We start from the raw sequence: 21307 nt of genomic DNA on the forward strand, positions 1-21307 counted from the left end.
GTTGCGGGGTGCGCGCTCGTTGTGGCTGGGCGCGCCCCGCGGCGGAGCCGCACATCGACACAGCCCCGCGCCCCTAAGGCATCTGGTCCAGCACTCTTGAAGCTCCCACCGGCAAGTCCCACAGGTCTTCGCGGGCCAGCTCGGCCTTCTCCCAGGCCGCCCTGACCCGCGTCAGGGGTTCCAGGACCGGTTCCGCCGACAGGACGAAGGTGCCCCAGTGCATGGGGGCCATCCGTTGCGCCCCCAGATCCTGCACCGCCCGCACCGCCTCCTCGGGGTCGCAGTGGACGTCGCTGAGCCACCAGCGGGGGTCGTAGGCGCCGATGGGGAGGAGGGCCAGGTCGATTCCCGGGTAGCGGTGGCCGATTCGGGAGAACCAGTGGCCGTAGCCCGTGTCGCCGGCGAAGTAGACGCGTTGGCCGTCGGGTGCTGTCAGGACCCAACCGCCCCACAGGGAACGGCAGGTGTCGGTGAGGCTGCGCTTGGACCAGTGGTGGGCGGGGACGAAGTCGAGGCGGACGCCGTCGAGTTGGGCCGCTTCCCACCAGTCGAGCTCGGTGACGTGCGTGAATCTGCGGCGTCTGAACCAGCTGCCGAGGCCCGCCGGTGCGAACACCGGGGTGTGGCGCGGGAGTCGGCGCAGGGTGGGGGCGTCGAGGTGGTCGTAGTGGTTGTGGCTGATGACGACGGCGTCGATGGGCGGGAGTGCTTCCCAGGCGACGCCTACGGGGGTGATCCGGGCCGGGGTGCCGAGGATGCGGCGGGACCAGACCGGGTCGGTGAGGATGGTCAGGCCGCCGATCTGTACCACCCAACTGGCGTGCCCCGCCCAGGTGACGGCGACGGTCAGGGCGTCCACCTGGGGCAACGGCTCGGGGGCGAACGGGAGTTGGGGGATGTCGGCGAGGCCCTCCGGGCGGGGTCGCACCGAACCCTCGCGGGCGAAGCGGGCGTAGGCGTTGAGGCCGGGGAGCGGGGCGGTGAGCCGGTCGTGGAAGGTGCGGGGCCATACGCGTCGCTCACCGAGGGGGCGGGGCTCGGCGAGGGGCGGGGACGAGGGGGTGAACGGGGACGTCGGAGCGGCCGCTTCGCGCATGGCCGTACTGCTGTCGGTGGTCGACTCGGACTGCTGCGTCATCGAGGAGGCTCCCATCGCTGAGCGTCGTCGCGGAGATCGTCGAAGATCGACCTCAAGGACATCAACGCGCGTTGCACGTGTGGCAGTTCCAACGGCAAGGGTGACGTGAGACATTCCGCGCGTTCCGCGTCGGTTCGGCCCAGCAGTGGCCCGGTGGACAGCCGTACCCGCAGCGCGCCCAGGTCGTCGCCGAACCGGTGGCCGCCCGGCGCGGGCATGCCGAGCCGGGCGGTGAGGAACTCCTCCAGGTCCTGCGCGTCGCCCACTCCCTGCGGGGTCAGCGCATGGCGCAACGGCCCGAGGTCGACGTACAGATGACGTCCCGCCTGCGGCGGCCTGGAGAAGGCGCCCGCCCCGGTGACGCCGGCGTGGACGGCGGCGGCCACGCGCGCGTGCAGGCGTACGGCGCTGTCGCGGCGGGCGAGGACGGGCGGGGGTTCGCCGAGGGCGTGGCCGGCCGCGGCGGCGACCGGCGCTGCGACGCGGGCGCCGAGTGCGGTGAGGACGTCGAGCACGCGCGCGCGTAGCGCCTGCCCGGCACGACCTTCGGGGAAGCGGGCGACGGCGGCGGGCCAGCCGGACGGGAGGAGCGCGCCGGCCAGGTCGGTGACGACGGTGACCTTGTCGGGCAGCATCTCGGCGGGGCTGAGCAACATGGTGTCGCGCGGTGTGTGCAGGGTGTCGCGCCAGGTCTCGTCGCTGACCAGGTGCAGCCCCTCGGCCGCGGCGGCCTCGACGGTCTCGTGCATGACCTCGGGCGGCGCCACGGTCGCGGTCGGGTCGTCGGCCACCGAGAGGACGAGCAGCCGCGGGTCACCGCCCTCGTCCCGGACCCGGCGCACGGTCTCCAGCAGCGCGTACGGATCGGGCACCCCGCCGCACTCGGCCGGGGTGCCCACATGGAACACGGATCTGCCCAACAGCCGCGCGTACGGCGCCCACCAGGCGGCGCAGGGTCTGGGGACGAGTACGTCACCGCCGAGCGCGGCGGTCAGCGCGACCAGCAGCGCGGGGGCACCCGGGGCGGCGGCCACGCGGGCGGGGTCGGCGGGCAGGCCACGGCGTTCGAAGTAACCGCAAGCGGCGTCCAGCAGTACGGGAGCTCCGCCCACCGGCTGTTCCTCGGTACGGGACGCGGCGGCGGCGAGCACGGCGGCCAGTTCCGGCAATACCGGGAGCCCGTCATCGGGAAACACCGGACCGTAACGCACAGGCCCCTGGCCTACCGCGTCCGCCTGCCGCATGGTGCCTCCGCGCAGTCCCTCGTGCAGTGCCGTGCCGTGTCCCGCTCGCGCGCTCAGTGCCTCGGCGTCCGCCGGCGCAGCCGGTACACGGCACCGCCGAAGGCACCGGCGATCAGTACACCACCGGCGACCAGAGCCGGAACGGAGTCGGTGAAGGTACCGCCCTCCCCCGCCTGCACCCCGCGCTGAATCGCGGCGGGCACACCACCGCAGGCATCACCCCGGGGCTCCTGACACGGCGGCTGCCCACCCCCGCGCTCGATGCTGAAGGTCGCGCTCCAGGGCCTGCCCTGTCCCCCGGGCGGCGCGGGACAGGTCCCGTCGACGGTCCACGCGGAGTCCCGCTCGCCCCCTTCGCCGTCGGAGATCCGCGCGGTCCCCCGATATGCGGCTCCGGCGGCCCGGTCGTCGTTGCCGGGCACCCGTTGCAGCTGGACGGTCCCGTCGTCGAACCCCTGGGACGTGGCGTCGATGGTCTCGGCCACGGTCCCCCCGATCGCCTCGCAGGTGACGGAGACGGTGACGTTCCCACCCGCCCGCACGGTGCTCGGACTGACCTCGGCACCCGGATCGGCGGCCAGAGCGGGCCCGGCGGCGCCGACAAGGGCGACGACGGACAGAGCAAGGGCGGTGCGACGCATGAGCGGGTCTCCTTAGACCGAGGACGACGGCAACACCATCGAAGCCCGGTCCATTCGGAGACGCGCGCGGCCAGACCCCATTGGGGTTAAGGAGAGAGCCCGAGCGAGTGAACACAGCCCGGCCGGAGCTTTTAGCGGCGCGGGGAACTGCGCGACCAGCCCCCACGGACCCGCACCCGAAACACGACCTCTAAGCGGCCGCATCCTCCAGAACCTGCTGCCGGATCCGAAGACAACACCGACTGATCAACCGGGACACATGCATCTGCGAAATCCCGAACCGCTCAGCGATCCGGCTCTGCGTCATGTCCCCGAAGAACCGCAGGTACAAGATCTCCCGATCCCGCTGGGGCAACGCGGCAAGCCGAGGCTTCACGGCCTCCCTATCTACGACGACGTCCAGCGCCGGATCAGCGGCCCCGAGAACGTCGCTCAGCGAATACCCGTCCGAACCGCCGGAGGCAACCGCGTCGAGGGACAACACACTGAAACTCTCCAACGCCTCAAGCCCCACCCGCACCTCCTCCTCGGAGAGACCCGCATGCGCGGCGATCTCCGCCACGGTAGGCCGCCGCCCCTGCATGGTCTGGGCAAGCTCCTGCCCGGCAACCCGCACCCGGTTCCGAAGATCCTGCACCCGCCGAGGCACATGCAAGGTCCACATGTGATCCCGGAAGTGCCGTTTGATCTCCCCGGTGATCGTCGGCACGGCATAGCTCTCGAACGCGTTCCCGCGCTCGGGGTCGTACCGGTCGACGGCCTTCACCAGCCCGAGGGCAGCGACCTGGCGTAAGTCCTCCGCGCTCTCACCCCGGTTGCGGAACCGCCCCGCGAGCCGGTCGGCCATGGGCAGCCACGCCTCGACGATGTGTTCGCGGACGGTGTCGTGCCGCGGGCCGGGCGGCAGCGCGGCCAGCGTGCGGAACGCCTCGGCGGTGTCGGGGGCGTCGTGATGGGAATGGCGTTTCGTGCGCGTGCTCGTGCGGGCAGGCCGATTGGTCCGAGTAGGCATGGTGCGTCACAACTCCCTTGAGCATGCTCCGGGTTGGACGGTCACCGTCGGTGGGAACGCGTTCGCGATCCAGCGCTGGGAGTTCGCCTGCCCCGGGCCTCAAGGCACAAACACACACCATCTCAAGGCGCGAACACATCCCGCTCACTCCCGCTCGCGTGCCCCCTGCCGGGTACGGCCGGGGGCCACGAGGCGACGCGGATGGCGGCGCAGATACTCGCCCTCCAGTCCGGCCATACGGTCGTTGTGGGCGCGCAGCGCGTCGTTCGAGCCGTACAGCAGGGTGTCGTGGCGCGTGCGGTGGATGGTCTCCAGCTCCTTCATGAGCTGAGCATCGTCCAGGCGCGCAGGGTCGACTCCGGTCATGGTGTGCCCCGCTCGTCGAGTCTCACGGTCCTTGAGGCCACTCTACGAACATTCCGGCATTCCGGCCCCGCGGCCTCCGCACCAAAGCAAGCGGTCACACCCCGCACGACCTACCGCGCGCGCTCCACCCGCCGCTCGTCCCACACCGGCTCGGTCGTCTCGCGAACCTTGCCGTCGCTGCCGAAGACCAGATACCGGTCGAAGGACCGGGCGAACCACCGGTCGTGCGTGACGGAGAGCACCGTCCCGTCGAACGCTTCAAGCCCCTCCTGAAGAGCCTCAGCGGACTCCAGGTCGAGGTTGTCGGTCGGCTCGTCGAGAAGCAGGGCCGTCACGCCCTGGAGTTCCAGCAACAGGATCTGGAAACGCGCCTGCTGCCCCCCGGACAGCCGGTCGAAGCTCTGCTCGGCCTGGCCGGTCAGCTCGTAGCGGCGCAGTCGGGACATCGCGGGGCCCTGGGCCTGCGCGTGCTCCTTCCACAGGATGTCGAGGAGGGTGCGGCCCTGGAGTTCGGGGTGGGCGTGGGTCTGCGCGAAGTGCCCGGGAACGACACGCGCGCCGAGCTTCCACTCCCCCGTGTGCTTCACCTCCTCGCCGGCGAGGAGCCGCAGGAAGTGGGACTTGCCCGAGCCGTTGGAGCCGAGGACGGCGACGCGTTCGCCGTAGAAGACCTCAAGGTCGAAGGGCTTCATCAGGCCCGTCAGTTCAAGTCCCTTGCAGGTGACGGCCCTTACGCCCGTGCGGCCGCCCTTGATGCGCATGCTGATGTCCTGCTCGCGCGGCGGCTCGGGGGGCGGGCCCGCCTCCTCGAACTTGCGCAGGCGGGTCTGGGCGGCGGCGTAGCGGGACGCCAACTCGTGGCTGATGGAGGCCGCCTGACGGAGGTTCAGGACGAGCTTCTTCAACTGGGCGTGCTTCTCGTCCCAGCGGCGGCGCAACTCCTCGAAACGGGCGAAGCGTTCGCGCCGGGCCTCGTGGTAGGTGGCGAAGCCGGCGCCGTGCACCCAGGCGTCGGCGCCGGTCGGCGAGGGCTCCACGGAGACGATCTTCTCGGCGGCACGGGCGAGGAGTTCACGGTCGTGGGAGACGAACAGGACCGTCTTGCGGGTCTCCTTGAGCCGCTCCTCAAGCCACCGCTTTCCGGGCACGTCAAGGTAGTTGTCCGGCTCGTCGAGCAGCAGCACCTCTTCGCTGCCGCGCAGCAGCGCCTCCAGCACGAGCCGCTTCTGCTCACCCCCGGAGAGCGTGCCGACCTGCCGGAACTGCGCCTTGTCGTACGGCACTCCGAGCGCGGCCATGGTGCACATGTCCCACAGGGTCTCGAACTCGTAGCCGTGCACCTCGGCCCAGTCGGACAGGGCCTGCGCGTAGGCGAGTTGGGCCGCCTCGTCGTCGACGGTCATGATGCCGTGCTCGGCCTTGTCGACCTCGGCGGCGACCTCGCGGATACGGGGCGGGGCGACCGACACGAGCAGGTCCCGTACGGTCGTCTCGTCGCGTACGGAGCCCACGAACTGGCGCATCACGCCCAGGCCGCCGCTCACGGTGACGGTGCCGCCGTGCGGTTTCAGCTCGCCGGAGATCAGCCGCAGCAGGGTCGTCTTGCCGGCGCCGTTGGGCCCGACCAGGGCGACCACGGCGCCTTCGCCGACCCGGAAGGACACATCGCCGAGCAGCGGCCTCCCGTCGGGGAGGTAGTACTCAAGGTGTGCGGCTTCCAGATGTCCCATGACCACGCATTCTGTGGGGCGGCCTCGCGGACCGGCAAACCCTTATTGTGCCCGCCAAAACCGCACCAAGGTTTCGCTAGGGCTTCTGGTCCTCGTCGAGCGGCTGTCCGGTCGGGCCGCCGTCCGTGTCCGGTGCGGCCGCCCCGACCAGGGCGCCTTCCCAGGACAGGGCCTTCCAGCCGTCGGCCGGGGAGCCGTCCAGGATCACGATGCCGGTGTTGTCGAGGGGGCGGGCGGCGGCGAAGTCCACGTCGATGTTGTCGGCGCGGGCGGACGTCCACATCCGGATCGCGGCGCCGTGGCTGATCATGGCGACGGTGCGGGCGCCGCTGTCGGCGGCCTCCGCGATCACGCCGTCGTAGCGGGCGAGGGCCTCGGTGCCGCTCTCGCCGCCCGGCATCCGCAGCTCCGTGTCACCGGCCGCCCACGCGAACACGATCCGCATGTACTCGTGGCCGGGCTCGGTGTCTCCGGGCAGCATCTCCAGGTCACCGGCGGTCAGCTCCCGGATGCCGTCGCGGACGCGTACGTCGAGGCCGCGGGCGGCGGCCAGCGGGGCCGCGGTGTGCTGGGTGCGGATCAGGGTGGAGGCGTAGAGGGCCTCGATGTCCTCGTCGGCGAGGGCCTCGGGGAGGGCTGCGGCCTGGCGGCGGCCCAGGTCGGTCAGGTCCGCGCCGGGTATGGCCGTGTCGAGGCGGTAGTCCACGTTGGCCGTGGTCTGGCCGTGGCGGATGAGGATCAGGCGCATGCGGGGGTCCTCCGATGAAACGGTCCGCCGACGGTCGGAACGAAGCGGTCCGCCGACGGTGGAGGACGGTGGAAACGGTCCTCCGACGGTCCGCCGGGCAGCAAACGGCCATTTCAGGGTACCCGGCACGGCATGAGCCCTGACGTCGACCTCACGGTCCCCCTCCCCGGCCGCCACGCCCTGCGCGAATGGCTGCTTTCGCTCGACTCGCGCCTCTTCGAGGTGGCCGCCGACCGGAACTGGCCCGCGGGTGAGCCCGTGCTGCCGCGGCTGAGCCGGAGTGCCAATCACGGCGTGCTGTGGTTCGCCACGGCCGCCGCGGTGGCCGCCAGCCGTACGCCGCGCGCCCGCCGGGCCGCCGCTCGGGGCATCGCCTCCCTGTCCCTGGCCTCCCTCGCGATCAACACGATCGGCAAGCGGAGCGTGCGCCGCCCCCGGCCCGTCCTGGACCCCGTCCCGCTGGGCCGGCAGCTGAAGCGGCAGCCGATCACCACCTCGTTCCCGTCGGGTCACGCGGCGTCGGCGGCTGCCTTCGCCACCGGCGTCGCCCTGGAGTCCCCGGCCTGGGGCGCGGTCGTGGCGCCGATCGCGTTCTCGGTCGCCATGTCCCGCGTGTACACCGGCGTCCACTTCCCGAGCGATGTCGTGGCGGGTGCCGCCCTGGGCGCGTGCGCGGCGTTCGCGGTGCGCGGCATGGTGCCGACCCGCGGGCAGTTCGTGCCGCCGGCCCGTGTCCGCGCCGAGGTCCCGGCGCTGGAGGACGGCGAGGGCCTGGTCATGGTGGTCAACTCGGCCTCGGGCAGCGCGGACCGGGCGGACGCGCTGACGGACTTCCTGCCCGGCGCGGAGGTCATCGCCTGCCAACCCGCGGACATACACGCCGAGTTGGAGAAGGCGGCGACCCGCGCCCGGGTCCTCGGGGTGTGCGGCGGCGACGGCACGGTCAACGCGGCGGCGCGGGTCGCGCTGCGCCACGACCTGCCCCTCGCCGTCCTCCCTGGGGGCACCCTCAACCACTTCGCCTACGACCTCGGCGTGGAGGGCCCGCGCGACCTGAGCAAGGCGATCAGGCAGGGCGACGCCGTCCGCGTGGACGTCGGCCGGTTCAGGTCCGGCGCCACCCGGGGCATCTTCCTCAACACCCTGAGCCTGGGCGTCTATCCGGAGCTGGTGCGCGAGCGGGAGCGCTGGGCGCCCCGGATCGGCGGCTGGCCCGCGGGCGTGCTCGCGGCGCTGTGGGTGCTGCGCGCGGACCGGCACCCGCTGGAGGCCGAAGTCGGCGGCCGTACCCGCCCGTTGTGGATGCTGTTCGCCGGCAACGGCACCTACCACCGCAAGGGGGTCGCCTCCGGCCGCCGCGTCGACCTGGCGGACGGGCGTCTCGACATCCGGATCGTGCACGGCGGCCGCAGGCCGGCCCTGCGCCTGCTCGCGGCGGCGCTGGCGGGCCCGTTCACCCGCTCCCCCGCCCACGCGGCGTCCCAGGTGCACCGCCTGCGCCTGAGCGGTCTGGCCCCCGGAACGCTGCTCGCGTACGACGGTGAAGTCACCGATGTCAAGGGAGAGTTGACGCTGGAGGAGCAGCCCGAGGCACTGACGGTGTACCGCCCCCTGACGGAGTCTCTGATCACCCGTCAGTCCACATCGTAAAACGCAGGTCTCATCATCCGACATGCGCGCGTACCGTTCCTCCTACGCCGAAGAAGACGCGAAGGGGTAGGTAGAGCCATGCCGAAGCCGCAGGAGACCGCCGTCTACACGCACGGGCACCACGAGTCCGTGCTGCGTTCGCACACCCAGCGGACCGCCGCCAACTCCGCGGCCTACCTGCTCGGTTCGCTCAAGCCCCACATGAAGATCCTGGACATCGGCTGCGGCCCCGGCACCATCACCGCCGACCTGGCGGCGCTGGTCCCGGACGGCCATGTCACCGGCGTCGACCACGCGCCGGGCATCCTGGACCAGGCCCGTGCCACAGCCGCCCAACGCGGCCTGACGAACGTCGACTTCGCGGTCGCCGACGTGCACGCGCTGGACTATCCGGACGACACGTTCTGTGTGGTCCACGCCCATCAGGTGCTCCAGCACGTGGGCGACCCGGTGCAGGCGCTGCGGGAGATGGTCCGGGTGACCAAGCCGGGCGGGTTCATCGCCGCCCGCGACGCGGACTACGCGGTGATGACCTGGTACCCGGAAGTAGCAGGGCTGGACGACTGGCTGGACCTGTACCGCCGGGTGGCCCGCGCCAACGGCGGTGAGCCGGATGCCGGACGCCGTCTCAAATCATGGGCACTGCGGGCGGGGCTGACGGACGTCACGGCCACCTCCAGCACCTGGACGTTCCACACTCCGGACGAGCGGGCCTGGTGGAGCGGCCTGTGGGCGGACCGTACCGTCGCGTCCTCGTACGCGGGGGTCGCCACCGAGGGCGGCCATGCGACCACCGAGCAGCTGGCCGCCGTGGCGGAGGCGTGGCGGGAGTGGGGGAAGCAGGAGGACGGCTGGTTCGCCGTGCTGCACGGGGAGATCCTCGGCCGCAAGGAGGTCTGATCCGCGTGATCGGGGGAACTCGGAGGCCGGGAGGTTACACACTATGGTTCCGATCCTGATCGTCCTACTGCTGGCGCTGGTCCTGTTCGGTGCCGGATTCGCTGTGAAGATCCTCTGGTGGGTGGCGCTGATCGTGCTCGCCGTATGGCTGCTCGGCTTCCTGGTGCGCGGCACCTCGGCGGGCGGCGGCCGGGGACGCTGGTACCGCTGGTAGCGGACGCGTCCGCAGAACCACACAGACGTCGAGCCCGCGTCACCCCGAGGAATCGGGGTGACGCGGGCTCCTGGCGTTCGGCCCACGACCGGCGTTCAGCGCACGATCGCCGTCTCCACCAGCAGCCGCCCGGCCGCCGCGATCGACTCCGCGTCGATGCCGGCCGCGTGCAGCTGCTCGGCCGGGCTCGCGGAGCCGGGCATGTCGCGTACGGCGAGACGGACCAGGCGCGGCACCGGCCGCCCGTCGAGGAAGGCGTCCAGGACCGCGTCCCCGATACCGCCCTCGGGGTGGTGGTCCTCGACGGTGAGCAGACAGCCGGTGTCCTCGGCGGCCTGGCGCAGGGTCTCGACATCGACGGGCTTGACCGAGTACAGGTCGATCACCCGCACCTGGATGCCCTCGCGGTCCAGCGCGTCGGCGGCGGCCAGTGCCTCGTGCACGGTCACCCCGGCGGCCACGACCGTCAGCCGGTCCCGGCTGGAGAAGCGCAGCACCTTGCTGCCGCCGACCGGGAACTCCTCGTCGGGGCCATAGACGACCGGCCCGGCGCCCCGCGAGGTCCGCAGATAGCGCACGCCGTCCAGGCCGGCCATCGTGGCGACGAGCCGGGCGGTCTGGTTGGCGTCGCACGGGTACAGCACGGTCGAACCGTGCACCGCGCGCATCATCGCCAGGTCCTCCAGCCCCATCTGCGAGGGCCCGTCCTGCCCGATCGACACACCCGCGTGCGAGCCGACCAGGTTGATCCCCGCACCGCTGACCGCGGCCATCCGGATGAAGTCGTACGCGCGCGTGAAGAACGCCGCGAACGTGGAGGCGTACGGCACCCAGCCGCGCGCCGCCAACCCGACGGCGGCACCGACCAGTTGCTGCTCGGCGATGTAGCACTCGAAGTACCGGTCGGGGTGTTCCTTGGCGAAGAACTCCGCGCGCGTGGAGTCCCCGACCTCGCCGTCGAGCGCTACGACATCCCCGCGCGCGGAACCGAGGGCGGCGAGGGCCTGGCCGAAGGCGTCGCGGGTGGGGACGTCGTCGCCCCGGTCGTAGCGCGGGAGTTCCAGGTGGTCGGCGCGTACGGAGTGCAGCGCGCGGGCGTCGACGGGTTCCCGCATCTGGACGCGGAGGTCGCGCCGGCCGCCGAGTTCGGCGATCGCCGCCTCCGCGTCGGGCAGCGGTTTGCCGTGCAGGCCCTCGCGGTCCTGGACGGAGGCGACGCCCTTGCCCTTGAGGGTGCGGGCGAGGATCGCGGTGGGCTGACCGCTGGTGGACACGGCCTCGCTGTAGGCGCGGTCCACGGCGTCCACGTCATGCCCGTCGACCTCGATCGTGTGCCAGCCGAAGGCCCGGAACCGGCGGGCGTACGCGTCGAGATCATGGCCGTGCCGGGTCGGGCCGCGCTGCCCGAGCCGGTTGACGTCGACGATCAGGGTGAGGTTGTCGAGGTGTTCGTAGGCCGCGTGCTCGGCGGCCTCCCACACCGAGCCCTCGGCCAGCTCGCTGTCCCCGCACAGCACCCACACGCGGTACCCGGTGCGCTCCAGCCGCTTGCCGGACAGGGCGATGCCGACGCCGACCGGCAGCCCCTGCCCGAGCGAGCCGGTGGCGGTCTCGACCCACGGGAGCCGCTGCGGGGTGGGATGCCCTTCGAGACGGCTGTCCAGCATGCGGAACGTGAGCAGTTCGGCGTCGTCGATCGCGCCGGCGGCCTTGTAAGCGGAGTAGAGCAGGGGCGAGGCATGTCCCTTGGAGAGGACGAAGCGGTCGTTGCCGGGGTGGTCGGGGCGGTCGAAGTCGTAGTGGAGGTGGTGGGCGAGGAGGACGGCCATCAGGTCCGCGGCGGACATGGAGGACGTCGGGTGTCCGGATCCCGCCGCGTCGGCGGCCCGCACACTGTCCACGCGCAGTTGCTGTCCGAGTTCGACGAGTTCACCGGTGTCCATGAGGCTCCTTCGGGGGTGGTCCTGCGAGGCATTCCGCGTCCCCCCGAGCAAGCCGCCCAAACACCCGCCGGATCGTCGGGATGGATCACCACGGCCCGTCTTCCCAACTAGGGGCTGTTCGGGGTTCGGATCTCTTGGTCGCGTGGGCTGCTGGTAGAACTCGGGTGTGGCGCGTTTTGATGTGACGGATGCCGAGTGGGCTCTGATCGAGCCGCTTTTGCCGGTGGCGGCCACGGGGCCGTTGCCCCGGCGGGTGCGGGACCGGTTCAACGGGGTGATCTGGCGTTTTCGTACCGGGTCGGGCTGGCGTGATGTCCCTGAGCGGTATGGCCCCTGGTCCACGGTGTACTCGCGGTTCAGCAGTTGGGCCGGGGCCGGGGTGTTCCAGGGGCTGTTGGATGCGTTGATCGCGGAGGCGGCCGGGCGTGGGCTGGTCGGCCTGGAGTTGGTGAGCGTGGACTCCACGGTGGTGCGCGCGCACCAGGACTCTGCAGGGCTGGCCGTCGCCGGGGAGACCCTGGACGCCCTGGAGCAGGCGCTGACCGAGGAAAAGGGGGTTCCGCTGGCGTACCAGCCGCCGGTGTGGCGGGTGGTGCAGCACAAGCCGGGGCGGACGCGGCCGGTGCACACCGGGCGGGTGCGGATCGTGCCACGGAGCGGCGGCGTCGCAAGGCCCGTGCGAAGGCCGCCGGACTCGGTAGGTCCCGGGGTGGCCTGAGCAGCAAGGTCCATGCCGCGGTCGACTCGGCCGGGCTGCCGCTGGCCTTCGTCCTGACACCTGGTCAGGCAGCGGACTGTCCGCAGTTCAAGGCCGTGCTGGAGAAGATCAGGGTCCCGGGGCCGGTCGGCCGCCCGCGCACCCGCCCGGACGCGGTCGCCGCCGACAAGGCCTACTCCTCCAAGGGCAACCGGGCGTACCTGCGCAAGCGTGGCATCAAGGCCGTCATCCCGGAGAAGAGGGACCAGGCCGCCAACCGCAGGAGGAAGGGCAGTAAGGGCGGCCGGCCCGTCAGCCACGACACCGACCTCTACAAGCAGAGAAACACCGTCGAACGCTGCTTCCAGAAGGTCAAGACCTGGCGCGGGGTGGCCACCCGCTACGACAAGAGCCCGGAGAGCTTCGAGGCCGGACTCCACCTCCGAGGCTCGATCATGTGGCTGAAGCACCTCACGTCGACCACATGATCCGAACCCCGAACAGCTCCTAGGCTCTTCCGTATGGACATTCTGGGAGCCACGCTGCGTATCTGCGTCGACGACCTGGAGACCGCCGTCCCCTTCTACGAACGCCTCACGGGCGCCTCGGCACTCCGTTTCGAGCGCGGCGGGGTGTCGGTGGCCGCGGTCGGTTTCTTCCTGCTGATGAGCGGGCCCGAGGCGGAGTTGGAGGTGTTGCGCAAGGTCGCGGCGACGATCGCCGTCAAGGACGTCGACGAAGCGCACACGCTCCTCACGGAACTCGGTGCCCGGGTCATCGCGGGCCCGCAGGCGACACCGGTGGGACGCAATCTGATCGCGGTACATCCGGACGGGACGGTGTACGAGTACGTGGACCGGCGGGGCTGACCGGCCGGTCCACAGTTCGTCTCAGGGCGTGTCCGGCCGCATCCTGAAGTCGTAGCGCGTCGGCAGTGGTTCGTCGGTGAGCCGCGACCAGAGCCGGCCGATCGACTCGGCGCCCTCGCGCAGATCGGCGACCTCGAAGCCGTCGGCGAACACCGCCCACGCGTCGTCGCGCCGCCCTTCCGCGAGCAGCAACTCGGCCTGGAGCAGCAGGAATCGGCCGCGTTCCCGGGTCACGGGGTGCAGCATCTCCCACACGGCACGGGCATCGGCGGTCCGCCGCACCCGCAGCAACGCCTCGACGGCCTCCCGCCCGAGCGCGGCCGTCGCGGCGGTCCACCGCTCCCCCGCGTCCCGCCGCTCGTGACACAGATCGGCGAAGGCCTCGTTGTACCGGTCCGCGGCCCGCTCATGGTTCCCCGCCTCCTGGTCCGCTACGGCGAGACAGCGCAGCAACGGCCAGAGGGACGGGGCGAGTTCGAGGGCCCGCTCCCAACTCCGCACCGCCTGCGCCCGATCGCCGGCGTGCCACTGCGCGACGCCGAGGTGGTACTCGGTGAGCGGGGTCGCGGGCGCGGTCTCCAGCATGTCCCGCCAGTGCGAGGCGACCAGCGTCTCCCCGGGCGGCCGGACCCGGCGCGGCTCGGGCAGGACTCCGCTCCGCAGGAGTTCTGCCCACGGTGCTTGTGCCTCGCCGAGCGTGGACTCCTCGAAGGGCGTACCGGGCAACTTCCAGTCCGTGCGCAGGACTTCGAGCGCGCCCCACCCGGAGCCGGTGGCGAGTATCTCGTCAGGTTCGGTGTCGGCGTGCGGCTTCCAGGCGGCGTAGGCCGCGTCCAAGTCGGCGCGGGGCAGGGCGGTTTCGAGCCGCGCCTCGGCACCGTCCACGACGGCGGACCACTCCCCCGCCGCCTCGGCATCGAGCGGACCGTACGCCTCCAGCCAGGACACCTCGCTCTCCGGTTTGAGCCGCACATGCTCTAGCTGGGTGCGGGCCAGGCCCGCTTGGATCTCGCAGTAGCCACGGGTACCCGGCTCGGTGAGCCACTCCTGCCAGCGCCGGCCACCGCTGCCGCTGCCCCACACGAACAACTTGCGCCCCCGCAGCACATCGGTCGACGTCTGCACCAGCCCGTGCCCGTCCGCGTCGAGGGCGGCGATCCAGCGGCGCCGCCCGTCGGGCATCTCGTAGAAGTAGTCGGCGGCGTAAGGGCTGTTGAGGGGATAGGACCGGTCCACTCCGTCGTACGACGGCACGGGCACCCGGCGCAGCCGCCGCTCGTACCCGAAGTGCCAGGCTTCCAACGCCGGTGCGAGGACCCGGCGTTCCTCCGGTACCGCGATGTTGGACCACCAGTAGGTGGGCGCGGGCCGCTCGTGCGGGTTGCGGATGCGGACGCCGACGTAGAGGAAGTCGGAGCCGTCCGGAAGCCAGAGGTCCACCTGGAAGGGGAGGTCGCGGAGGCGTTCCCACTCCCAGAGGCGGAGCATCTCGCCGCCGTCGGGGGCGGGGACACGGGCGGCGTGCAGGGGTGCGCAGGAGAGGGTGGTGTGGCCGGTGGCGCCGATGTTCCACTCGATACCGCCGGAGAACCAGGCGCCGTTGAGGGCGAAGTTGGCGGGCTGCAACACCGGGTTGCGGTACAGGAGTTCACGGTCGGTGGGCTTGTGGACGAGGGAGGCGATGCGGCCGCCGAGGGCGGGGAGCACGGTGGCGCGGAGCCGGTCGTTCTCGATCACGAGGGCGTCGATGCGGCGGGGTGTGCGGTCTCTGTCGTAGCCGTCCCGGACGCGGGTCGGCAGCAGGCTGCGGAGGGGTTCGTAGCCGACCTGGCGGGCCATGTCGCGCGGCAGGTCCTCGCGGTCGCGGTCGTCTATGCCATGTGCCTCGTCGAGCGGACGCAGTGGGGGCAGCGGGTTGTCGGGACCCAACTCCGCGGCGGGCAGCGTCAGTACCTCACGTCGGATCGTCGTCACGATCACCATGGAACCCGGCAACGGGTGCGGTGGCCAGGGGCGCTACCGGTCAGGATTCCGCAAAGGCGGGAGCACCGGGCGCCACGAAATTCCGCGTGCGCCGCGCCCTCGGCGACGTACAGTCGGGCCGTTCGACGACATGGACCGAGGGATGGAACGGCTGATGGGCGAGCAGCACACGTACCGGGTGATCGTCCGGGGCACCTGGGACGCGCTGACGGACGAGGCGCGGGAGCGGCTGCTGGGCGAGGCGGCGGAGCACGGGATGCCGAGCATGCGGTTCACCGAGGAGGGCTCGCTCAGTTACGAACCTGCGCCGCTCAAGCACTTCTCGTGGCGGTATGTGGTGGTGTCGGACGCGGCCGACGGTGCCGAGATGGCGGCGGCGCTCGCGGAGGACCGCGCCGAGACCGCGCTGAAGGGCCTCGGCTACGGCTTCCGTGACCTGAAGTCGACGGTCACGGACCTGGACACGATGAAGGTCAACCGGAAGTCCGCATCTCGGCGGTGATCGCCCAGCGCTCGTGGTCCCGCCACGCGCCGTCGATGTAGATCATGTCCGGCGAGAAGCCTTCGAGCCGGAACCCGCAGCTGCGGGCCAGGGCGATCGAGGGAAGGTTGGTGGGCTGCACGTTGATTTCGAGCCGGTGCAGCCGCATCGGCCCGAAGGCGTGTCCCACCACGAGGTTCATCCCCTCGCGCATCAGCCCGCGCCCGGCCGCGTGCGCGAAGGCGCCGTAGCCCAGCGCTCCGCACTGGAAGCCGCCCTCGACGATGTTGTTGATGTTGATGAACCCGGCGATGCCCCCGCCGTCCACCTCGCACACGAGGAACCCGGCCTTGGACGGATCCTGGATCAGCCGCCGGGCATAGGCGGTGTACGCGTCCCCGCTCGCCGGCGGGAACAGCCAGGGCTGGTGCAGGTCCTTGCTCTCCCTGGCCCGCGCGGTGAACTCGGCACCGTCGTCGTACGTGAAGTGACGGATGCCCACACGGGGGCTCTCGGCGAGATAACGGGACGCGGTGTGCGGCATCCCGTCACCCTAATCCGGGCTAGCGGCGCCGTCGCATGAAATACCACCCGCACAGGGCGCCGATGATCGCCGTGCCCAGCAGCGCCATCCACAGAGGCATGGTGACCTCGGGGATCAGCAGGCGGATCTTCGTGGCGCGGGTGTTCTCGAAGATGAAGATCAGGGCCAGGACGGCGAGCAGCAGAACCGTGATCCGGGCGGGCGTCAGCACGCGTTCCCGCCGGCCGGTCCCACCGCCGCTCTCGGTGGTCTTCGGGCTCATGCCTCCAGGGTGAGCCCGAATCGCCCATCACGCACGGTGAGACTCAGTCCGCAACGACCGGCAGCTCCAGCACCCCGGTGTCCTGCGGCGAGCTGACCACCGTGACCGGCTTGATCCCCCGGTTCCCGGTGTACGCGTCGTCGCTCGCCGCGATCACGAACTGGAGCCGGTGCCCCTTCGCGTACCGGTGCACGATCCCCGGCAGGGTCACCGTGAAGCCCTTCGTGACGTCCGGTACGCGGACAGGAGCGACCAACCGGTGGACAAGCGTCTTGGTGCCGTCGGGAGCGAGGTCATAGAGCTTGGCGAAGAGGACGAGGTTGTCGGCGGCGTCGCCGGAGTTCTGGACGCGCCGCGCCTTCGGGGAGACGACCTTGAGCGTGGCCTTCGGGGCACCTACGACATCCGTGGTGCGGGTCAGGGGTTCGCTGGTCCACCCGAGGTACGTGCCCGCCGTGTCGTACGGCGCCGGGTCCGGCAGGCCGATCGTCCCGCTCAGCGAGTTCTCCGAATGGCTCGTGGGGACAAGCCGGTTGGAGTAGTCCCGGCTGCCGCGCGCCACCTTCGCCCGGTTGTCGACGAGCTTGCCGTCGCCGGAGAGGTAGAACTTCTCGTCGAGCGCGGGGAGTTGGCCGGCCGTGGCGTAGGTGTCGGCCGGGTCCGTGATCCAGTCGCGGTAGTAGGCGAAGGCCGGTCCCGTGTCCGTGTTCTTTCGCTGGAGCAGGTACCGGTCGAACCAGGCCAGGATGCGCCGGCCGACGTAGCTCGACTCCAAGTCGCCCTGGCTCAGGTCGAGTTCACCGGCGGCCGGGTCGGTCATGCCGCCGCTGTGACCCCACGACTGCCAGATCATCTTGGCGGTCGTGCCCTGCGCCTTCAGCGTCTTGTACGTCGCCGTCGCCTCGTCGAGGTTGAAGAGGGTGTCGGCCTGGCCCTGGACGAGGAGCGTCGGGGCCTTCACCCGGTTCAGGTACGACACCGGGGAGACGCTGCGCAGGTACGCGAGCAGGCCGGCCGTCGCCCTGGCCGGGTAGCTCCCGGAGTTCAGGGTGCGGAACATGGCGCAGGCCGGGGTGACGAAGTGCAGGCAGGTGAGGGAGTTGATCCGGGTCGGGTCGAGGCTCGGCACGGTCAGGGGCTGGGTCTCACCGGCGAGGTAGAAGCTGTTGGCCCACTGCCACTTGAAGGCGCCGGGCACGGCCCGACCGCCTTTGCCCACCGCGTTGTTGGGGTCGAGGGAGTACGCCAGGTCGTTCCAGGTGATCAGGGGGACGAGGGCGTCGACCCGGTGGTCCACGGCCGCCGTCGCCAGCTGGATCGCGCCGCCGTACGATCCGCCGATCATCCCGACGCGGGGATCCCCCTTCGCGTCGAGGGTCACGAAGTCGGCCCTGGTCCCGTCGTCGGCGGCCCGGGTGCCGGCCAGGAAGTCGATCAGCCCCGACGCGGCCCTCCCGTCGATGTCCGGGTCGTCGAGCGAGATGAGACAGCCCGACCTGCCGAAGCCGAGCCCGGAGTAGACGAGTCCGACATAGCCGCGCCGCGCGAAGTCCTTGCCGATGGCGTCGGTGGAGCCGTCCGACTTGCTGCCGCCGAAGCCGTTGGTCGTGAGCACGGCGGGCGCCGGGTGGGCGCGGTCCACGCCCGCGGGCCGGTACAGATCGGCGTCGACCGTGCAGTCACGGCCGCCCGCGAGGACGGTGAACTTCAGTGCGGTGACGGTGTACTGGGCGGCGGCCGCGGCGGGGCGGCCCAGGACGAGCGGTGCGGTGAGGGTGAGCGGGGCGGTGAGAGTGAGAGCCAGCGCGGCGCGGATTCCGGGCGCACGACGGGACACAGGGACCTCCACACTGAGGGCAACCCGACTGAGACAACAGCGACTTACCGACCGGTAAGTACCGGTTCACGCCCATGGTGTGACACGCGTCAGGCCAGGTCAATCACCGCAAAGGGTGTTTCTTGACAGCGATTCAACAAGCGATCGGACAAGGCCGCGGCTAGCGCAGCGCAGGCTCGTCCAGCGTCAACGTGCCCGCGTCCGCGTCCAGTTCGGCCGCCACCCCGAGCGGTATCGTCAGCGCCCCGTCGCCGTGCCCGAAGCCGAACTCCTCGACGACGGGTACGCCGAGTCCGCCGAGCCGGTCGACGAGCACCGGGCGGAGTTTCTCGTACGGTCCGCAGTCGGCCCACGAGCCGAGCGCGATCCCGGCGACGCCGTCGAGCCAGCCGCCGCGCAGGAGTTGGGTCAGCATCCGGTCGATGCGGTACGCCAGTTCGCCGACGTCCTCGATCATCAACAGCCCGCCGCGCGCACCGGCGGGCGCGTGCGGGGTGCCGAGGTCGGAGGCGAGCAGGCTCAGACAGCCGCCGAGGGTGACGCCCCGGGCCCGCCCCGGCACCAGTGCGCCGCCGGTCGGGGCGGCGTGGATGGTCCGTACGGACTCCGGGTCGAAGAGCGTCGCCCTCAAGTGCTCCTGTGTGCGGGCGTTCTTGATGAAGTCGACGCCGGCCGCGGCGGGCCCGTACAGGGTGACGAGGCCCAGCCGGGCGGCGAACGCCTGGTGCAGCACGGTGGGGTCGCTGAAGCCGACGAACACCTTCGGACCGGCGGCCCGCATCGCCTCCCAGTCGAGGAGATCGACGATGCGCTGCACGCCGTAGCCGCCGCGGGCGCAGAGCACGGCGGCCACGGACGGGTCGCACCAGGCGCTCTGCAGGTCGGCCGCGCGGTCGGCGTCCGCACCCGCCAGATAGCCCAACTCGCCGTGCCGGTCGTGGACATGGGGTGCCACGACCGGGTCGAGGTCCCAGCCGCGCAGGATGTCGAGGCCGGCCTCCAGCCGTTCCTCGGACACCGGCCCGCTGGGTGCGACGACGGCCACGCGGGCGCCGGGGGCGAGTCGGAACGGCCGTACGAGCGGGGTCACTTGGTGAGCTCCAGGGTGGGGACGCCGGGTGGGTCGATGCCGAAGACCTGGGCGTACAGGGAGAGTTCGGCCTCCAGGGCGCGGATCATGGTGTCGGCGCGGCGGAAGCCGTGGCCCTCGCCCTCGAACGCGAGGTAGGCGTGCGGTACTTGGCGTCCGCGCATCCGCTCCAGGAAGCGTTCGCACTGGACGGGCGGGCAGATCACGTCGGCGAGGCCCTGCATCAGCAGGAAGGGCACGGTGACGCGGTCCGCGTGCTCGACGGGTGAGCGTTCGGCGTAGCGGGCGGGTACGTCGGCGAGGGGGCCGACCAGGGTCTCCAGGTAGCGGGACTCGAAGTCGTGGGTCTCCCCCGTGGCCCAGTTGGCCAGGTCGAGGACGGGATAGATGATGGTGCCGCAGGCGTAGACGTCGGTCGTGACGAGGGACGCGACGCTGGTCCAGCCGCCCGCGCTGCCGCCCCGGACGGCGAGCCGGGCGCGGTCGGCGGTGCCCTCGTCGGCGAGGGCCAGCGCGACGGCGGCGCAGTCCTCGACGTCGACGACCCCCCACTGTTCGCGCAGCCGGTTGCGGTACTCCCGGCCGTGCCCGGTCGAGCCGCCGTAGTTGACCTCGGCGACACCGATGCCGCGTGAGGTGAAGTAGGCGATCTCCAGGTCGAGGACGAGCGGTGCCCGGCTGGTGGGTCCGCCGTGCGCCCAGATGACGTACGGCGGCAGTTCGTCGCCCCGCGCGGCCCGACTCGGGCTGTGCGGTGGGTAGATGTGGGCGTGGATGTCGCGTCCGGCGGGTCCGGTGAAGGTGCGGATCTGCGGTTCGGGGTAGTGGGCGGGGTCCACGGGGTCGTCGTGGGCGGCGCCGATCACCCGGGCTCTGCCGGTGCGGGTGTCGAGTTCGACGACCTCGTAGGCGCTGCGCGGGCTGGCCCCGACGCCGACGATCCGCTCGCCGTTCACCGCGAGGGTGGAGGCGAACTCGGTCCAGGGTCCGGCCGCGTCGACGACCTCGCCGGTCTCCGGGTCCAGGAGGCCGAGCAGGGTGGCGCCCCGGCCGTGCACGACGGCGATCGGGCCGCTCTCCAGGGGTGCGAACCAGCGCTGGCCGAGCTTCCACAGCGGCCCGCCGAACTCCTCCTCGCGGGCGCACAGCGGCCGGTGGTCGCGGTAGAGGTTCCACCAGCCGGTGCGGTCACTGGCGTAGAGCAGCGAGCCATCGAAGCCCCAGTCGACCTGCGCGATCGACTCCTCGGGACCCCCGGCGACGGTCCGGGGCGCCCCGAACGTGCCGTCGTCCGCGACCTCGGCGAGCAGCAGTTCCGTGCCGTCCCACGGCATCCGGGGATGGTCCCAGCCGAGCCAGGCCGCCCGCCGCCCGTCGGGCGAGACGCGGGGCCCGGACACGAACCGGTGCCGGTCGTCGGTGAGTTCGCGTACGGCGCCCCGGTCCTCGGCGGCGGATCCGTCCAGCGGTACGGCGGCCAGCACGCGTCGCACGTCACCGGGTCCGTCGCCGGTGAACTCCTCCAGGACGCACCACACTTCACCCAGGTCCAGGCGCACCTGCGGTTCGGCCCAGCGGAGTCCGTCACCCACCGAGGACACGGGGGTGAGCGGGCTCGACTCGCTTCCGGGGTCGTAGCGGTAGAGGCGCTGGTCGGCGAAGTTCACGAAGACCACGAGGGGTTGACCGTCCTGGACCGTTCCAGCCCAGGGCTGTCCGCCGTACTCGATGACCCTGCTGCGGACGTTCCACGGGGCGGGCAGCACCGACTCCTCGGAACCGTCCGCACGGCGGCGGACCAGGGTGCGGCGGCCACCCTCGGTGGGCCTTGGTTCGGTCCACCAGGCCTCGTCGCCGACGAAACCGACGTACTCGGGATGCCCGTCGTGCGCGGCGGCGAGCGCCGCGTCGATGGGCGAGGGCCACGAGCCGTACGCCGAAGTCCGCATGTTCTCCCC

Annotated in this window: 19 protein-coding genes and 1 pseudogene; 6 read left to right on the forward strand and 14 right to left on the reverse strand. The window is 71.6% G+C overall.

All coding sequences use genetic code 11. The features are described from left to right. Nucleotides 1-73 precede the first annotated feature (73 nt). The 7 genes from OG194_RS08010 to OG194_RS08040 all read right to left on the reverse strand — a co-directional run bounded on the left by OG194_RS08010 (nt 74) and on the right by OG194_RS08040 (nt 6879). Nucleotides 74-1138, reverse strand: a complete 1065-nt coding sequence (locus OG194_RS08010; protein ID WP_327400157.1) for an MBL fold metallo-hydrolase — start codon at nt 1136-1138, stop codon at nt 74-76. After that, nucleotides 1135-2382 (reverse strand): aminotransferase class I/II-fold pyridoxal phosphate-dependent enzyme, encoded by a 1248-nt coding sequence (locus OG194_RS08015; RefSeq protein ID WP_327400158.1) that lies wholly within the window; start codon nt 2380-2382, stop codon nt 1135-1137. Before OG194_RS08015 ends, OG194_RS08010 begins: the two co-directional genes overlap by 4 nt. 53 nt (nt 2383-2435) lie before the next feature. Next, a complete protein-coding gene (locus OG194_RS08020; RefSeq protein ID WP_327400159.1) occupies nt 2436-3023 on the reverse strand; it encodes a hypothetical protein in 588 nt (195 codons plus the stop codon). Nucleotides 3024-3213: 190 nt separating this feature from the next. Beyond that, nucleotides 3214-4035, reverse strand: coding sequence for an RNA polymerase sigma factor SigF (locus OG194_RS08025; protein WP_327400160.1), 822 nt, complete (start codon nt 4033-4035; stop codon nt 3214-3216). Between the two features lie 144 nt (nt 4036-4179). Continuing rightward, a complete protein-coding gene (locus tag OG194_RS08030; protein WP_327400161.1) occupies nt 4180-4401 on the reverse strand; it encodes a DUF6158 family protein in 222 nt (73 codons plus the stop codon). Between the two features lie 110 nt (nt 4402-4511). Then, complete coding sequence (locus OG194_RS08035; RefSeq protein WP_327400162.1) at nt 4512-6131, reverse strand: ABC-F family ATP-binding cassette domain-containing protein; 1620 nt, start codon at nt 6129-6131, stop codon at nt 4512-4514. Between the two features lie 76 nt (nt 6132-6207). Beyond that, nucleotides 6208-6879: a histidine phosphatase family protein gene (locus OG194_RS08040; protein WP_327400163.1), complete on the reverse strand. Its 672-nt coding sequence runs from the start codon at nt 6877-6879 to the stop codon at nt 6208-6210. A gap of 132 nt (nt 6880-7011) precedes the next feature. Between OG194_RS08040 and OG194_RS08045 the strand changes: the two genes are divergently transcribed. The 3 genes from OG194_RS08045 (at nt 7012) to OG194_RS08055 (ending at nt 9643) form a co-directional block, all read left to right on the forward strand. Further along, on the forward strand, nt 7012-8529 hold the full coding sequence (locus OG194_RS08045; RefSeq protein ID WP_327400164.1) for a bifunctional phosphatase PAP2/diacylglycerol kinase family protein: 1518 nt from the start codon (nt 7012-7014) through the stop codon (nt 8527-8529). 78 nt (nt 8530-8607) lie between these two features. Next, complete coding sequence (locus OG194_RS08050) at nt 8608-9429, forward strand: class I SAM-dependent methyltransferase (RefSeq protein ID WP_327400165.1); 822 nt, start codon at nt 8608-8610, stop codon at nt 9427-9429. 43 nt (nt 9430-9472) lie between these two features. Continuing rightward, nucleotides 9473-9643, forward strand: coding sequence for a hypothetical protein (locus tag OG194_RS08055; protein ID WP_033279348.1), 171 nt, complete (start codon nt 9473-9475; stop codon nt 9641-9643). A 95-nt stretch (nt 9644-9738) separates the two neighbouring features. On the opposite strand, the gene OG194_RS08060 is transcribed toward OG194_RS08055, so the two are convergent. Continuing rightward, entirely contained in the window at nt 9739-11586 is a 1848-nt protein-coding gene (locus OG194_RS08060) for a transketolase (RefSeq protein ID WP_327400166.1), read from the reverse strand. A 166-nt stretch (nt 11587-11752) separates the two neighbouring features. Between OG194_RS08060 and OG194_RS08065 the strand changes: the two are divergent. Both OG194_RS08065 and OG194_RS08070 read left to right on the forward strand, forming a co-directional pair. Continuing rightward, nucleotides 11753-12771: pseudogene (locus tag OG194_RS08065) on the forward strand (IS5 family transposase). Between the two features lie 33 nt (nt 12772-12804). Further along, nucleotides 12805-13152, forward strand: coding sequence for a VOC family protein (locus OG194_RS08070; RefSeq protein ID WP_327400167.1), 348 nt, complete (start codon nt 12805-12807; stop codon nt 13150-13152). A 21-nt stretch (nt 13153-13173) separates the two neighbouring features. On the opposite strand, the gene OG194_RS08075 is transcribed toward OG194_RS08070, so the two are convergent. Next, nucleotides 13174-15135, reverse strand: coding sequence for a DUF5107 domain-containing protein (locus tag OG194_RS08075; protein WP_327400168.1), 1962 nt, complete (start codon nt 15133-15135; stop codon nt 13174-13176). A gap of 154 nt (nt 15136-15289) precedes the next feature. On the opposite strand from OG194_RS08075, the gene OG194_RS08080 reads away from it, so the two are divergent. Continuing rightward, nucleotides 15290-15637, forward strand: a complete 348-nt coding sequence (locus OG194_RS08080; protein WP_327400169.1) for a DUF6204 family protein — start codon at nt 15290-15292, stop codon at nt 15635-15637. Here OG194_RS08080 and OG194_RS08085 read toward each other — a convergent pair. The 5 genes from OG194_RS08085 to OG194_RS08105 all read right to left on the reverse strand — a co-directional run bounded on the left by OG194_RS08085 (nt 15609) and on the right by OG194_RS08105 (nt 21298). Then, entirely contained in the window at nt 15609-16160 is a 552-nt protein-coding gene (locus OG194_RS08085; RefSeq protein ID WP_327400170.1) for a GNAT family N-acetyltransferase, read from the reverse strand. The two genes, OG194_RS08080 and OG194_RS08085, sit on opposite strands and share 29 nt — an antisense overlap. A 19-nt stretch (nt 16161-16179) precedes the next feature. Then, entirely contained in the window at nt 16180-16422 is a 243-nt protein-coding gene (locus OG194_RS08090) for a LapA family protein (protein ID WP_327400171.1), read from the reverse strand. A 43-nt stretch (nt 16423-16465) separates the two neighbouring features. Continuing rightward, nucleotides 16466-18259, reverse strand: a complete 1794-nt coding sequence (locus OG194_RS08095; protein WP_327400172.1) for a CocE/NonD family hydrolase — start codon at nt 18257-18259, stop codon at nt 16466-16468. Between the two features lie 160 nt (nt 18260-18419). Further along, complete coding sequence (locus tag OG194_RS08100; RefSeq protein WP_327400173.1) at nt 18420-19349, reverse strand: S66 peptidase family protein; 930 nt, start codon at nt 19347-19349, stop codon at nt 18420-18422. Next, entirely contained in the window at nt 19346-21298 is a 1953-nt protein-coding gene (locus OG194_RS08105; RefSeq protein ID WP_327407005.1) for a prolyl oligopeptidase family serine peptidase, read from the reverse strand. Before OG194_RS08105 ends, OG194_RS08100 begins: the two co-directional genes overlap by 4 nt. Nucleotides 21299-21307 lie beyond the last annotated feature (9 nt).

Source organism: Streptomyces sp. NBC_01288, from assembly GCF_035982055.1.
Lineage (GTDB): Bacteria > Actinomycetota > Actinomycetes > Streptomycetales > Streptomycetaceae > Streptomyces.